Source organism: Flavobacterium aquiphilum, from assembly GCF_027111335.1.
Classification (GTDB): Bacteria; Bacteroidota; Bacteroidia; order Flavobacteriales; family Flavobacteriaceae; genus Flavobacterium; species Flavobacterium aquiphilum.
This window is the reverse complement of sequence record NZ_CP114288.1, coordinates 1,913,198-1,928,315: the sequence shown is the minus strand read 5'-3', so window position 1 is coordinate 1,928,315 and position 15,118 is coordinate 1,913,198. Positions and strand designations below refer to the sequence as shown.

The following is a 15,118-nucleotide window of genomic DNA, read 5'->3' as shown; positions in this document are numbered from 1 at the left end:
CCTCAAATGTTCTTAACTAAAGTAAGTCAAATTTAACTTGACAATAAAACTGATTTGTGACACTTTTTAAAAATACAAAAAAACAATTTGCGAATTTGCGGTAATATAAATTCTTCTATTATGCATAGAGATTTTATTAACGAATCGAATTATATTTGTATCCGCAAAAAATCCGTTTAATCCGCGTTATCTGTGTGCCTATTTTGAGCATAAACAGGCAAAAAATACAAATCCAAAATGAAACATTGGGACATCCTTTTATCCAATCAAGTTGACAAAAAATCCTTTATAAACACTATACTATCAGGAAACATTCAGGGAGATTTGGCTGTTTTTAATCCTTTGAAAGGAATTTTGTATTCCGATATTTCGATCCAAAAATTAATCGAAGAAGAATTCATTCACGAATCGATGGAAGCAACGGCTGAATTCCACCGAAACCTAAGAACTTTTTCGTCCGGTGAGCGAAAAAAGGAGTTTTTAAAATATTGCCTTAAAAAAAATCCTGATTATATCATTCTTGACAATCCTTTGGACCATTTGGATCAGGCTTCACGAATTCAATTAGCAAAGGAGATTGAAGTTATTTCAAATTCGGTGCGCATCATTCAATTGGTTAACCGAAACATTGATTTACTTCCTTTTATTACCAATAAAGCCCACATTTCCGACAATTCATTTGAACTAAAACCAATAAACGGTTCCGAAAAGAATTCATTGGAAAACAACAGTTACAAAATACCAATACATAGAGAAGTTTTTGATGACAGTGTTCTTATCAAGATGAACGATCTATCCGTTTCCTATGATGAAAGACCAATAATCGATTCGCTTTCTTGGACAATAAAACAAGGTGAATTTTGGCATCTAATTGGTCCAAATGGTTCCGGAAAAAGCACTTTGTTATCCTTGATTTCAGGGGAAAACCCAAAAGGTTACGGACAGGATTTAGAAATTTTCGGCAGAAAAAAAGGAAGTGGCGAAAGTGTATGGGAAATCAAAAAGCGAATTGGTTTTTTCAACACTGCCATGACCGATCTATTTAGCAGGAATTCCACTTTGGAAGAAATGATTCTTTCCGGTTTCTTTGATTCGATCGGATTATATCGTCAACCCACAACTTTACAGAAAAAAATAGCCGCCGATTGGTTGGAAACCATCGAAATGACGCATCTAAAAAAGAAAATTTTCAATCGCCTTTCCATTGGTCAGCAAAGAATTGCTCTTATAGCCAGAGCCGTCATAAAGCATCCTCCCCTATTGATTTTGGACGAACCGCTTGAAGGTTTGGACGATCATAATGTATCCTTAGTAATCCAACTTATAAACACAATAAAAAAAGAAACCAACATTTCTATCTTATTCGTTTCCCACCGAATGGAACCCAATCTTTTCCCTGATTCTATTTTGGAATTAAAACCAAGCCCGACAGGGTCAAAAGGCGTTATTAATCATCTATTCGAAATACAATCAAAGTAATTTCCATAAAAAAGTCCCGAAAAATCGGGACTTTCATTTTTTATTTCTTGTTTGTTCAATATCAAAAAGCGATCTTAAACAATTTAAACTTTAAAACTTTAAACCTTTACTCCTCCTCAGCATGATGTGATTTCGAATACCCTCTCCATTTCTCGATACAATCTTTAAAATCCTGAGGCAATTCGGTATCAAAACGCATCATTTCTCCCGTAGTTGGATGCACAAAACCAAGTGTTTTGGCATGCAAAGCCTGACGCGGCAAAGCTTTGAAACAGTTTTCGACAAACTGTTTGTATTTAGTAAATGTCGTCCCTTTCAAAATCAAGTGTCCACCGTAACGCTCATCATTAAAAAGCGGATGTCCAATGTGTTTCATATGAGCACGAATTTGGTGTGTTCTTCCTGTCTCCAATTTACAGGAAACCAAAGTCACGTACCCAAAACGCTCCAAAACTTTATAATGTGTAATAGCAGGTTTTCCTATCTCAGGATCGGCAAAAACAGCCATCTGCATACGGTCTTTCAGGTGACGCGCCAAGTTTCCTTCAATAGTTCCTTCGTCTTGAGCAACATTTCCCCAAACCATAGCAATGTACTCCCTTTCAGATGTCTTGGCTTCAAATTGTTTGGCCAAATGCGTCATCGCCGCTTCGGTTTTGGCAATCACTAATAAGCCCGAAGTATCCTTGTCTATTCGGTGAACCAGTCCGGGACGTTCGCTGCTGTTCATTGGCAGATTCTCAAAATGAAAAGCCAATGCATTCACCAAAGTCCCCGTATAATTCCCATGACCGGGATGCACGACCAAGCCCGGCGGCTTGTTTATTAGCAAAAGAGCGTCATCCTCATAAACAATGTCCAGCGGAATATCCTCCGGATCTACCCTGTTTTCAAATGGCGGATGCGACAACATAATCTGCACCACATCAAAGGGTTTCACCTTATAATTCGACTTTACAGTCGCATCATTCACGTAAATATTCCCGTCGGTGGCTGCGTTCTGAATCTTATTTCTCGTAGCATTTGGAATCAGACTCATCAAGTATTTGTCAATTCGCAAAATGGCCTGTCCTTTCGGAACCTCAAACCTGTAATGCTCAAACAACTCGTCGTCCAGTTCCTCTATTGGTTCATTATTTTTGTTCATTTGTTGTAGTAGTTTCTTCTTCTTTTGGAGCAGCGGTAGAATCTACCGGTGTTTCCTCTTGATAACTCTCTTTCCCGTCTCCTAAAACCAAATCAATTTTTGAAGCTTTCAAAACTCTGTCCCCTACTTTCAGGTTTCGCCCTTTATAACGCATTTCCAAGACCATGTCTTTTCCTAAATTCGGTACATAAGTAACAGTCCCTGCTTCAAGCCCCAAAGCTTTAAGCGTTGGTACCGCCTCACGGTAGGTTTTATCAATTAAATCAGGGATTCGAACAGACGAAAACCCAGAAGAATTTATTTTAATATATACTTTTCTACCTACTTTCACCATAGTTCCCGGCATTGGATCTTGCTCCACAACGCTGTATTTTGGGTAATCTCCCCTAAAATCAACACTGTCCAACAACTCATAATCCAAATCCAATTGATCTAGCTTATCTTCTACTTGTTCCTCTGTCAATTTTCTCAAATCGGGAACAGCGATTTCATGCCCGTGGTCGGTCGTGAATGTCAACCAGTGCATAAACAAATAACCCAAAACTGCAATAATCGCAAGTGCGGCCAACACTTGTCCAAAAAATACGCGACTAGTAAGATACTTTTTTAAGCTCATAAATATTTTTGTTTCCGGCAAAGATAAAATATTTCATTCCAAAAAAAATGATAATTTTGTTTAAGCCAAAAAATGAGATTAATCTCGTTTCCCTAAGCCAAGTCGAAGGGAGGAGCTATTTCCCGCTATTCGTTGCAATCTTTTTATTTTTAAAGAAAAAATATAAAGGATTTCCACTTCTATCGGGGCTAGGGCATCAGTTTCCAAAAGAAGCTTTTGCAATTACGACAACAAAAACCACCCCGCCTTGCAGGCACCCCTCCAAAGGAGGGGAATACGTTCGACTTCCCCTCCTTTGGAGGGGTGCCTGCAAGGCGGGGTGGAAAATTTTCAAGATTTATAATATCACAATAATCAAACAAAAAAACATGAAAAACATTGCCATCATCATGGGCGGCTATTCAAGCGAATACAAGATCTCTCTCATCAGCGGAAACGTAGTTTACAACTTCTTGGATAAAACCAAATTCAACGCTTTCCGTATTCATATTTTTAAGGAAAAATGGGTTTATGTTGATGACAATGATACCGAATTCCCAATTGACAGAAATGACTTTTCGGTAAACATAAACGGAACCAAGCAAACTTTCGACTGCGTTTTCAATGCCATTCACGGAACTCCTGGCGAAGACGGATTGATGCAGGCTTATTTTGAATTGTTGAACATACCGCAAACTGCCTGCGATTATTATCAGGCTGCATTAACCTTTAACAAACGCGATTTATTGTCGGTTTTAAAACCATACGGAATCAAAACTGCCAATTCCTATTACCTAAACAAAGGCGACGCTATCAACACCGAAGAAATTGTAAACAAATTAGGTTTGCCTTGTTTTGTAAAACCAAACAAAGCCGGTTCCAGTTTTGGGATTTCAAAAGTAAAAACCGCCGCTGAATTGCCTATCGCTATTGAAGTAGCGTACAAAGAAGACAATGAAATTATCATAGAAAGTTTCCTTGACGGTACCGAAGTTTCTGTTGGGGTAATCAATTACAAAGGAAAGATCACGGTTTTACCAATAACCGAAATCATTTCCGAAAATGATTTCTTCGATTATGAAGCAAAATACCAAGGAAAATCACAAGAAATCACCCCTGCTCGCCTTTCGGACGAGATGACGCAAAAAGTGGGAGAAATTGCAAAACGCGCCTACGAAGTGCTAAAAATGAAAGGATTCTCCCGTAGCGAATTCATCATTGTGGATGGTGAACCACATATGCTCGAAATGAACACCATTCCCGGCCTAACCACCGAAAGTTTAATTCCGCAACAAGCTAGAGCAGCAGGAATTTCATTGGAAGATTTATTCACAAATGCCATCGAATTGGTACTGAATTAAGTTCCTGAACTACTACGATTCTGAGTTTCTAAGGATTTTATTAACTCAGGATCTTACCATATTAGCATATTAAAAACATAGAAACTCAAAAGAAAAATGAACAAAAGCAGACTCGAAGCCTTTAGTGATGGTGTACTAGCCATAATCATTACAATCATGGTTCTGGAAATAAAAGCTCCTGAAAAAGATAGTTTCGAATCTTTGCAACATTTAATTCCGATTTTCCTGAGTTATGTTTTAAGTTTTATCTATGTTGGCATTTATTGGAACAATCACCACCACATGCTTCAAGTGGTAAAAAGAGTAAATGGTTCTGTTTTATGGGGCAATCTCTTTTTACTTTTTTGGCTGTCTTTGATTCCATTTGCTACCAGTTGGATTGGGGAACATCATTTTTCAGCAGTTCCTATGAGCATTTATGGTTTTGTACTGTTAATGTGTGCTATTGCTTATAATATTCTTCAAAACAGAATTATATGCCTAGAAGGAAAAGATTCTATTTTGCACCGGGCAGTAGAAAAGGATCTTAAGGGTAAAATATCTGTAGTATGTTATATTTTAGCCATTCCACTTGCTTTTGTCTCCCCTTGGATTTCGGGTTTACTCTATATTGCGGTAGCATTACTTTGGATTATTCCTGATTCGAGAATTGAAAAACAATTAAATAAATTATAATGAACAAAGCCATTTTTCCTGGATCATTCGATCCTATCACATTAGGTCATGAAGATATTATACAAAGAGGAATTCCTTTGTTTGACGAAATTGTAATTGCCATTGGTGTCAATGCCGATAAAAAATACATGTTCTCATTGGACGAAAGAAAACGTTTCATTGAAGAGACTTTTAAGAATGAACCAAAGGTTACTGTAATCACTTATGAAGGACTTACTATTGATTTATGTAAAAAAATCAATGCCAATTTTATCCTGAGAGGACTCCGCAACCCCGCCGACTTTGAGTTTGAAAAAGCCATTGCCCATACCAACAGACGATTGTCCAAAATAGAAACAGTCTTTTTATTGACTGCAGCGAGAACATCTTATATTAGTTCCAGCATCGTAAGAGACGTTATCCGTAATCACGGAGAATATGAAATGCTTGTTCCGGACGCAGTTAGAGTTAAATTACATAAGTAATAAAAAATCAAAAAAAAGTCAGCCCCGACAGTTTTTTGAAACCTGTCGGAGCTGAATTTAAATTGATAGCATAAAAATCATAAACTTGCAAAAACTACCAATTTAGCGTACTTTTGCCACCAAAAAAAAAATCACTTATAATGAGCTTCGAAAGAGAATTAAATAAACGCAGCGGTTCCCAATGTGAATTATGCGCTGCTACCGAAAACCTGAAAGAATTACAATTATTACCTACTAGAAAAGGCGGATTGGACGAAAGTATTTTTGCTTGTCCAACTTGTATCGACCAAATCGAAAATCCAGGTCATGAAGACCTAAACCACTGGAGATGCCTAAACGACAGCATGTGGAGCGAACACATTCCTGTGCAGGTTGCCGCTTGGAGAATGTTGAGCCGTTTGCGCAAAAATGGTTGGCCGCAAGAACTTTTGGAACAAATGTACTTGGACGAAGAAACTTTAGAATGGGCACAAGCCACCGGCGAAGGAGAAGACGACGAAAACAAAATCGTTCACCGAGATGTAAACGGGGTAGTTTTATCGCAAGGTGATTCAGTAGTCCTAATTAAAGATTTAAAAGTAAAAGGATCAAGCATGGTTGCCAAACAAGGAACTGCTGTGCGTAACATTCGTTTAGATCACGAAAATGCTGAATATATTGAAGGAAAAGTGGATGGACAACAAATTGTAATTATTACGCAATACGTTAAGAAAATCTAATATTTCAAGTTTACATAAAAAAAGTCCTCGAAAATCGAGGACTTTTTTATTATCGGTATAATCTTTAGTCTTAATTCTAAAATCTTAATACTGACTAACTTTTTTGAAATAATTTTTCAATCTGCTCTCTTGATAAAGGCTCTGAAATATGGGTTAAACCAGCATCTTTGCTTGAAACCATAAACTGCACCATTGTTTTGTCAGAACTTGCAATATAGTGCAACCAAACAAAATTATTAGGTAATTCCAATTTCACATCATTCAAAGGGCTTGCGCTAAATCCACCTGAAATAATTTTGTAAAAACTTTGATAAGCATTGTCAACATTTTTAAAAGTAAAAGCTTTCAAAGCAGGTTCTTCATCTTCACTTTGAGCTGTTGTGTAAAAAAAGGTAAACTCATCACCTATTTTTTGAACATAAAAACTGTTATTTACTCTACCTAGTTTTTCAACTTGTACAGTTTCAAGAACTTTAATTTGGCTAAAACCAATAGAACTAATAAATAAAGCAACAATCGCAATAATTTTTCTCATAATATATTTGGGGTTAATAATACACTTAGTAGGTAAGCATTTACCAGCAAACATAATAATAAAAAAAGACAAGTTTTTTACAGCCCTATAATTTTATCAACAGGATTTTTTGTTTTTTGTTTGTAAATTAAACCTACAAGTGCCTGAATTTTTAAATTCTATTTTTTTGACCGTAGTTTAAAAAAAAAACATACTGTAATTTAAAAAACAGCTAACTACTCTTCTTTTTTGATAACTTTTCTTGCCACTTCAATCTTAAATTTCTTGCCTTTCATTTTTTCATCTTTCACATGATGAAGTAAATCCTTGACTTTATTGTATTTTACAGCAGCAAAAGAAATAAAATCTTTCACTTCAATCAGTCCCAAATCTCCTTTTTCCAGTTTCCCTTTTTGAGAAAAAAAGCCGACGATATCTATTTTATTCAGCTTGTTTTTCTTTCCACCACTGATGTAAATAGTTTGAAACTCGGGAGGTTTTGGCAGTGTGGCTGCAGTTTCCACATCAAGCACCTCCATACCATAATCCAAGTAATCCATTTTTTTCTCGCTCTCGTGGGCAATCACATAGGCGGTTCCGGTAGCCTGCATACGTGCGGTGCGACCATTTCTATGGGTAAACTCATCCTCTTTCAAAGGCAGATGATAATGAATTACGTGTTTCATTTCGGGGATATCCAAACCACGAGCTGCCAAATCGGTAGTAATTAAATAACTCATACTTCCATTTCGGAATTGAATTAAGGCTCTTTCTCGTTCTTCCTGATCCATCCCGCCGTGATAATAAACAGAATAAATTCCCTTTTCATTCAAAGTATCGCTAATCCTTTCGGCAGCGTCACGATGATTGCAAAAAACGATCGCCGATTGGGATTTTAACGAACAGATCAAATTAAACAAACTTCCAAGTTTGTCTTTTTCTTTTGAAACCACCATTTTGGTAACCAAATTACTTTCCTCTTTTTCCTCGGTTGGAATAAAATCCAAAATCGTTGGATTTACAACTCGGGTATATTTTGGAATTTCAATATCTGATGTTGCAGAAACTAAAACTCGTTTATTAAGCTTGGACAATTTTCCAATAATGAAAGACATTTGTTCATGAAAACCTAATTGAAGAGATTTATCAAACTCGTCCAAAATCAAAGTTTGGATTTTGTCTAATCTAAAAGTTCCTCTATCGATATGGTCTGCAACACGACCGGGAGTTCCTATCAAAATTGCAGGCGGGTTGCTCAGATTTTTGATTTCAGTATCAATTGAATGTCCTCCATAGCAAACATTCACTTTGTAATCAGTTCCCATTTTTTTCCAAACCTGCTCAATTTGTAAACCAAGCTCTCTTGACGGAACCAAAATCAGACATTGAACCGACAAAATTTCAGGCTGTAGCATTTCAAAAATTGGTAACAAGAATGCCAATGTTTTTCCCGAACCAGTTGGAGAAAGCAGTAAAACATTATTGTCATTTAGGATGACATCTTGTGCAACTTCTTGCATTTCGTTTAGGCTTTCGATACCTAAATTCAATAATATATTGTTTGAGTGGTGTTTCTTATTCATTTTGCAAAGGTAATCAAAAATAACACTTTGCTTTTGAGAGTAAATAGGAGTATCATAATATCGAAAATCACTTCTAATTATTATGACTTAATTAAAATCTGTAATGAAGGCAAAAGAACAAAAATATTTCCCTTTAGCCCTGATTGTAGCGGCATCCTTTTCCTTTTTAAAGAAAAAAGGAAAAGATACAGCGAAAAGCAGGATCCATGTTTACAAAAACGCCTTATGTTTCTGCTCCAAAAAAAAATTAAAAAGCCTCAGCAATTCTGAAATAAAAACCCCAATCCCCACGACCTACTGCAACATCTATTCCTGCATTTACTTTTTGACCAGCTTTTTCAATTACCTGATAACGGGCACCAGCACCTATACTTGGTAAAGGCTTGCTCCAGGAAGCGCCGGAATTATACCAATCCCCAGCTGCTGCACCTTCTTCGGACTTTCTGTAGGCGATTCCAAGTCCGGCAAAACCAACATAGCCCCATTTTTTATAAAAATTATTCCGGAATTCAGATTGAACCGTATAAGTTTGATTTCCTCTGTATTCCCCTTGGGTATAACCTCTTAAATCCGTTTGCCCTATATAATCTTGCGAAGCAAAAGGAACATCGCCAAAATTGGCTTTCATTGCGAACCGGCTGGCCAAAATTTTATGGTCTCCTAATTTTTTATAATGATTTACATATAGCATTGTTTTAACGAAATCATTGTCATTATCAAGCCATGAGGGGACAATTGAAAATCTTCCGTCAATAAAAATTCCAGAGCTAGGATTGTAGATACTGTTTCGGGTATCATAACTAATTGGCACTGACAATGAATTAATATTATTGGGTTGCACTACTTCACTGCCATCTGGGAGTGAGACTGTCACATCAGACCGCATCATGAATCCTCCTATTCCCAAATAAAAATTTTCAAAGACTCTTCTCTGTAAGGCAAAAGCAAACAAACCTCCCTTTGTGGTATATGGAGTTTCATAAACACCCGTAACTCCTCCAGTGCCGGCATCTTCAAAATCTTGAAATGCCTGAAAATTGTAATTAATATATCCTACAGCAGCAAGTATTCTCCACTGATCTTCCATTAAATAAAGACGCGTTCCCAGCATCATGTAATAAGAATCATTTGTAGCATAATTACCAATTGCCATAATCCTGGAAAGAGGTACTTTTTTTGAGTCATCTGCCTTAAAAAGTCCCATAGCTATTACCCCAATTCCGGCTCCTTGTGAACGGTCGTAAGTCAAGGTAGGCAATGGCATAAAAGCAAATTTCTTCTCTTTCTTTTTGATGGTATCTGATTTTTTCACAGTATCCAAAACACCAATTAACACTGTCGATGTCATTCCCTTTTTACAGAACGAAGGATTCTCATTTTTCGAAAATGAAAAGGCATAAAAAGTATAAGAGAGGAAAGCAAGGAGGGTGAGAGTTATTTTCATTCGAACTTAAATTTTGAATACCAATAAATGATAATTGTAAAAATTCAACTATCAAAAATAAGGATAAACAAATTTAAAAACGATTTTTTCTTAGACTAAAAATCACTAATAATCAAGCCTAAAGCGGCTCTATAGTGACTGAGGTTTTATTTAATCATTTTTTCTTCTTCAAACAGAAGCTTAATATTTTCATACGAATTTTGCAATGCAGCAGGGATTTCATTTGGTTTAAGCCAGGCCACTTTTTCAATTCCTTCTTCCAATTGTCCCTTTGGTGTACCTTCAAATGTAGATTGCATCTCAAACCAATGGGTAATCTTTAATCGGTACTTTCCGTTTCGTTTAAAGATGTGATAAGTCTTCTGAAGTTTTTTTACGACTTTTAATCCGTTTACACCGGTTTCCTCTTCCACTTCGCGCATCGCGGTTTCTTCAATTAACTCACCTTTATCGGTGCCACCTTTAGGCAAATCCCATTTTCCATTTCTAAAAATGAATAAGACTTCACCTTTTTTATTATATACCAATCCACCTCCAGCTTTATTGACAGCAATTTTAGCTTTCAAAGTTTTCATTATCACGCTTTCATCAGGATGATACAAATAAGCTTTCTTAATTTTATTCTGAAACATTTTCACAATAACCTGTTCAATATCAATACTGTCAAGCAAGAAAAGTTGAAAATCTGTCTCTTTTGAGATTTGATTTGTCAAAAAAAGTGGTTTGTCGTTAACAAAAACTTTATACATTTGTATTATGATTTTTAATAAAAATACAGCCGAAAAAACAGCCGAATTGCTTTTGCAAATAAATGCAATTAAATTGAATCCAGGAAATCCTTTTACATGGGCTTCCGGGTGGAAATCGCCTATCTATTGCGATAACCGTTTAATCCTCTCGTTTCCAGCGATAAGAAATTATGTTAGAGACGAATTTTCCAAAAATATAGAAAAACAATTTGGTAAACCAGACGTAATTGCCGGTGTAGCCACTGGAGCAATTGGTATAGGAATGCTAGTTGCAGAAAGTATGGGATTACCTTTTGTATATGTACGTCCTGAACCAAAAAAACACGGTCGCCAAAACCAAGTGGAAGGATTTTTGCAAAAAGGACAAAACGTAGTAATAATAGAAGATTTAATCAGTACTGGAAACAGTAGCTTGCTCGCCGTTGAAGGCTTACGGGAAGCAGGAGCAGTTATAAAAGGAATGGCAGCTATATTCACTTATGGTTTTGAAGTTGCAGACCAAAACTTCAAAAATGCCAATATCGATTTATACACTTTGAGTAATTATCAAAACTTATTGAATTTGGCTGTTGCCAAAAAGTATGTTACCGAAGAAGAAGAGCAAACTTTAAGAGAATGGAATGTAAGTCCATCTACTTGGAATATTTAACATTCATTCTCATTTTAGGTAAATTACTTTAAACAAAACACAAAAAATAATGAACTTAGAAAGTCCAAAAGTTACAGTTGAAAAATCAAGCCAAGAATTATTTAATTTATTGAGTGATGTAAAAAACTTCGAAAAATTAATGCCGGACAATATCGCTAAGTTTGAAGTTACCGATGCAGACGCTTTTATTTTTGGATTAAAAGGAATGCCGGAAATCAAATTAAAGATGAAAGAAAAAGTGGCTCCAAACAAAATTGTTTTGGGTGCTGCAAGCGACAAAGTTCCATTTACATTGGTAGCGAACATCGATACGGTTTCAGAACAATCAAGCGCAGTAAAACTTGATTTTGAAGGCGAATTTAATGCAATGATGGCCATGATGGTGAAAGGTCCTATCAGCAAATTCATTGAAACCCTGGCAAACAACATGACAAAACTTTAATCAGTTATAATCAAAAAAGAAAGCCTTTTAGCAAAAACTAAAAGGCTTTTTTATTGCTATAAAATAAATTCAGACTTAGTAAAGCATTTGCACTTCTTTCAGATTGTATTCACAAACACTGTCATCTTCCAAAAGAATCTGCAGTTTTCCCATAGAAGAAACCCCTTTTATGATCCCCATAAAGTTGTCTTCATTTTCATTAGAAAAAGCCGCAGGAACTCCAATTTTAAATAATTCGCTGGTATATTCTTCCCATAAATCAAAAGCGTTTACAGCATAACTACCTATCATTTGCTCCATTTCTGCAATAATTCCAAACAAAATTTCTTCTTTATCAAAAAAACAATTGCAGATTAATGCCAACGAAGAAGCTCTTGGTAAATTCTCAAATTGCATCTGATTTACATTCAAACCCAATCCTACAACTGAGTTTATAGCCCCTGTTCTTTTAATACTATTTTCAATCAGTATGCCACCAATTTTCTTATTGGCTGACATAATGTCGTTAGGCCACTTCACACTTAATTCAGGGATATTGTATTTTTTCAACGTCCTGATTACCGCCAACGAAACGACTACATTTATATTAAAAACGGACTCACTATCAAACAAAAAATCCTTAATCAAAACACTCATTATTAGATTTTTACCAGACTCAGAATTCCACTTTGCCCCCATTTGCCCCTTCCCTTTCAATTGATTCTCGGCGGTGACAACAGTAAAATTTTGAACCTCTTGCTTGTTCGATAAACCTTTTAGAAATTCATTTGTAGAATCTATGGCATCGAGTTTGATTAGCTTCATGTATACTTTTTTTTGGTAAAACATAATTTAATATTATGTTAAGGTTCAAAATTAATCACAAAAAATGGTAACTTTACAAACTTATACAAAAAAATAAATGACGAAAAAGACTATAAACAACGATGTTCTACTAGCAAACATCATAAAAGGAATAGAAGAAGTAAAAGGAAGTGATATCGATATTTTAGATTTAAGAGAAATAGACACAGCCGTTTGTGACTATTTTGTCATCTGCAACGGTAATTCAAACACTCAAGTGAATGCCATCGTCAATTCTATTCAAAAAACAGTTTCTAAAGATTTAAAAGACAAACCTTGGCATGTTGAAGGTTCTGATGTTGCCGAATGGGTACTAATGGATTACGTTCACATTGTAGTTCATGTATTTCAAAAACACATTCGTGAATACTACAACATTGAAAGCCTTTGGGGTGATGCCAAAATCACTAAAATTGAAAACAAATATTAAAGAAATAACATTCTGTAATGGCTAAAGAAAATAATCAAAATCCAAATAAATTCAGGGTAAGTCCTTGGTTAGTCTATACTGCTATACTATTAATTTTCCTAGCAATAAGTTTTTTAACTGGTGGATCTAACTTTCACGAACCTGCTCAATTAACTTCTTCCAAATTCAATTCTTATTTAGAAAAAGGACAAATCGAAAAAGTAATTATTTACAATAAAAACGAAGCAGAAGTTTATTTAAGCGAGAAAGCTTTAAGCGACCCTCAACATAAAAACGTAGCAAAAGACGTACTGGGCAACATAAACAAAGGCCCTCATTATACATTTGACATTGGTAATGACCAAATTTTTCAGACTAAGTTAGAAAAAGCCGTTTCTGAAGGAAAATTAAAAGATTATGATTTCAAACAAAAAAGTAATTGGACTGATCTTTTTGTAAGTCTATTACCGATAATTATCATTATTGGTGTTTGGATTTTCATCATGCGAAAAATGTCTGGTGGCCCAGGTGGCGGAGGCGGACAGATTTTTAATATCGGAAAATCTAAAGCGAAACTTTTTGATGAAAAAACAGATATCAAGACTACATTCAAAGATGTAGCTGGCTTGGAAGGTGCCAAAGAAGAAATACAAGAAATTGTAGAATTTCTTAAAAACCCTGAAAAATATACCAATTTAGGAGGTAAAATCCCTAAAGGAGCGTTGCTTGTAGGACCTCCAGGAACTGGTAAAACATTATTGGCAAAAGCTGTAGCTGGCGAAGCACAAGTTCCATTCTTCTCTTTATCAGGTTCTGATTTTGTTGAAATGTTCGTAGGCGTAGGTGCTTCAAGAGTACGTGATCTTTTCAAACAAGCTAAAGAAAAATCACCTGCCATCATTTTTATTGACGAAATTGATGCCGTAGGTAGAGCCAGAGGAAAAAGCAATATGTCTGGTGGTAATGACGAAAGAGAAAACACATTAAACCAATTATTGACCGAAATGGACGGCTTCGGAACCAATTCAAATGTAATTGTTTTAGCAGCGACAAACAGAGCCGATGTTTTAGACAAGGCTTTAATGCGCGCCGGTCGTTTTGACAGACAAATTTTTGTTGACTTACCGGATATTCGCGAGAGAGCTGAAATTTTCGAAGTACACCTTGCTCCATTGAAAAAAGTAGAAGGATTAGACATTGATTTCTTAGCCAAACAGACACCAGGTTTTTCCGGTGCCGATATTGCCAATGTATGCAACGAAGCCGCATTAATTGCTGCCAGAAATAACAAAGAAGCTGTTGACAAACAAGATTTCCTTGATGCAGTTGACCGTATCATAGGAGGACTTGAAAAGAAAAATAAAATCATCACTCCTGAAGAAAAGAGAGCTATCGCTATTCACGAAGCTGGACACGCAACAGTAAGTTGGATGTTGGAACATGCTGCTCCGCTAATCAAAGTAACCATTGTTCCTCGTGGACAAAGCCTTGGAGCCGCATGGTATCTACCAGAAGAGCGTTTAATTGTTCGTACAGACCAAATGCTTGACGAGATGTGTGCTACTATGGGAGGTAGAGCTGCCGAAAAAGTAACTTTTGACAGAATATCAACCGGAGCTTTAAGCGATTTGGAAAAAGTTACAAAACAAGCCCGTGCTATGGTTACTGTTTACGGCTTAAATGACAAAATCGGTAATGTAACTTATTACGATTCAAGCGGACAAAGTGAATACAGTTTTTCTAAACCATATTCTGATGAAACTGCTAAAGTAATTGACAAAGAAATTTCAGATCTTATCGAAAAACAATACCAAAGAGCGATAACTATTCTGGAAGAAAACAAAGACAAATTAGAACAGTTAGCTTCAATCCTAATCGAAAAAGAAGTTATTTTCAAAGACGATTTGGAAGCCATTTTTGGAAAAAGAAGTTTTGACAAAAACCTAGGTGAAGTAGTGTCGTAATTACTAAATAAACACAAATAATTAAAATCTTAATTCAAAACCCTGTTTTGAATTAAGATTTTTTTATCTTTGAACGTTTTC

Annotated in this window: 16 protein-coding genes; 9 read left to right on the top strand and 7 right to left on the bottom strand. The window is 35.8% G+C overall.

Going from position 1 to position 15,118, the window contains the following annotated elements:
* Positions 1-237: 237 nt before the first annotated feature.
* Positions 238-1,479: an ATP-binding cassette domain-containing protein gene (locus tag OZP12_RS08210; RefSeq protein WP_281228555.1), complete on the top strand. Its 1,242-nt coding sequence runs from the start codon at positions 238-240 to the stop codon at positions 1,477-1,479.
* Positions 1,480-1,585: 106 nt separating this feature from the next.
* Here the strand turns inward: OZP12_RS08210 and OZP12_RS08205 are convergent, their stop codons facing one another.
* Positions 1,586-2,626: an RluA family pseudouridine synthase gene (locus OZP12_RS08205; protein ID WP_281228554.1), complete on the bottom strand. Its 1,041-nt coding sequence runs from the start codon at positions 2,624-2,626 to the stop codon at positions 1,586-1,588.
* Positions 2,613-3,242 (bottom strand): PASTA domain-containing protein, encoded by a 630-nt coding sequence (locus tag OZP12_RS08200; RefSeq protein WP_281228553.1) that lies wholly within the window; start codon positions 3,240-3,242, stop codon positions 2,613-2,615. The genes OZP12_RS08205 and OZP12_RS08200 overlap by 14 nt, the downstream gene beginning before the upstream one ends.
* Positions 3,243-3,610: 368 nt before the next feature.
* Between OZP12_RS08200 and OZP12_RS08195 the strand changes: the two genes are divergently transcribed.
* The 4 genes from OZP12_RS08195 (at position 3,611) to OZP12_RS08180 (ending at position 6,440) form a co-directional block, all read left to right on the top strand.
* On the top strand, positions 3,611-4,582 hold the full coding sequence (locus OZP12_RS08195; protein ID WP_281228552.1) for a D-alanine--D-alanine ligase: 972 nt from the start codon (positions 3,611-3,613) through the stop codon (positions 4,580-4,582).
* Between the two features lie 96 nt (positions 4,583-4,678).
* The gene (locus OZP12_RS08190) at positions 4,679-5,257 is read left to right on the top strand and encodes a TMEM175 family protein (protein WP_281228551.1); all 579 of its coding nucleotides are present in this window, start codon (positions 4,679-4,681) and stop codon (positions 5,255-5,257) included.
* Positions 5,257-5,721, top strand: a complete 465-nt coding sequence (coaD, locus tag OZP12_RS08185; RefSeq protein WP_281228550.1) for a pantetheine-phosphate adenylyltransferase — start codon at positions 5,257-5,259, stop codon at positions 5,719-5,721. Before OZP12_RS08190 ends, coaD begins: the two co-directional genes overlap by 1 nt.
* 140 nt (positions 5,722-5,861) lie before the next feature.
* Positions 5,862-6,440, top strand: coding sequence for a PhnA domain-containing protein (locus OZP12_RS08180; protein ID WP_281228549.1), 579 nt, complete (start codon positions 5,862-5,864; stop codon positions 6,438-6,440).
* Between the two features lie 94 nt (positions 6,441-6,534).
* On the opposite strand, the gene OZP12_RS08175 is transcribed toward OZP12_RS08180, so the two are convergent.
* The 4 genes from OZP12_RS08175 to OZP12_RS08160 all read right to left on the bottom strand — a co-directional run bounded on the left by OZP12_RS08175 (position 6,535) and on the right by OZP12_RS08160 (position 10,730).
* Positions 6,535-7,029 carry a hypothetical protein gene (locus OZP12_RS08175; RefSeq protein WP_281228548.1) on the bottom strand — a complete coding sequence of 165 codons (495 nt, stop codon included), beginning with the start codon at positions 7,027-7,029 and terminating at the stop codon, positions 6,535-6,537.
* Between the two features lie 161 nt (positions 7,030-7,190).
* A complete protein-coding gene (locus OZP12_RS08170) occupies positions 7,191-8,537 on the bottom strand; it encodes a DEAD/DEAH box helicase (RefSeq protein ID WP_281228547.1) in 1,347 nt (448 codons plus the stop codon).
* Positions 8,538-8,784: 247 nt separating this feature from the next.
* Positions 8,785-9,981, bottom strand: a complete 1,197-nt coding sequence (locus OZP12_RS08165; RefSeq protein WP_281228546.1) for a BamA/TamA family outer membrane protein — start codon at positions 9,979-9,981, stop codon at positions 8,785-8,787.
* Between the two features lie 146 nt (positions 9,982-10,127).
* Positions 10,128-10,730: an NUDIX hydrolase gene (locus OZP12_RS08160; protein ID WP_281228545.1), complete on the bottom strand. Its 603-nt coding sequence runs from the start codon at positions 10,728-10,730 to the stop codon at positions 10,128-10,130.
* Positions 10,731-10,737: 7 nt separating this feature from the next.
* On the opposite strand from OZP12_RS08160, the gene pyrE reads away from it, so the two are divergent.
* Both pyrE and OZP12_RS08150 read left to right on the top strand, forming a co-directional pair.
* A complete protein-coding gene (gene pyrE / locus OZP12_RS08155) occupies positions 10,738-11,379 on the top strand; it encodes an orotate phosphoribosyltransferase (protein WP_281228544.1) in 642 nt (213 codons plus the stop codon).
* Positions 11,380-11,428: 49 nt separating this feature from the next.
* Entirely contained in the window at positions 11,429-11,821 is a 393-nt protein-coding gene (locus tag OZP12_RS08150; RefSeq protein ID WP_281228543.1) for an SRPBCC family protein, read from the top strand.
* A gap of 75 nt (positions 11,822-11,896) precedes the next feature.
* On the opposite strand, the gene OZP12_RS08145 is transcribed toward OZP12_RS08150, so the two are convergent.
* Positions 11,897-12,625: a biotin--[acetyl-CoA-carboxylase] ligase gene (locus tag OZP12_RS08145; RefSeq protein ID WP_281228542.1), complete on the bottom strand. Its 729-nt coding sequence runs from the start codon at positions 12,623-12,625 to the stop codon at positions 11,897-11,899.
* Positions 12,626-12,722: 97 nt separating this feature from the next.
* Here OZP12_RS08145 and rsfS point away from each other — a divergent pair, with 97 nt between their 5' ends.
* Together rsfS and ftsH are read left to right on the top strand one after the other, a co-directional pair.
* Entirely contained in the window at positions 12,723-13,094 is a 372-nt protein-coding gene (gene rsfS / locus OZP12_RS08140; RefSeq protein ID WP_281228541.1) for a ribosome silencing factor, read from the top strand.
* A gap of 17 nt (positions 13,095-13,111) precedes the next feature.
* Positions 13,112-15,037 carry an ATP-dependent zinc metalloprotease FtsH gene (gene ftsH / locus OZP12_RS08135; protein ID WP_281228540.1) on the top strand — a complete coding sequence of 642 codons (1,926 nt, stop codon included), beginning with the start codon at positions 13,112-13,114 and terminating at the stop codon, positions 15,035-15,037.
* Positions 15,038-15,118: the final 81 nt, after the last annotated feature.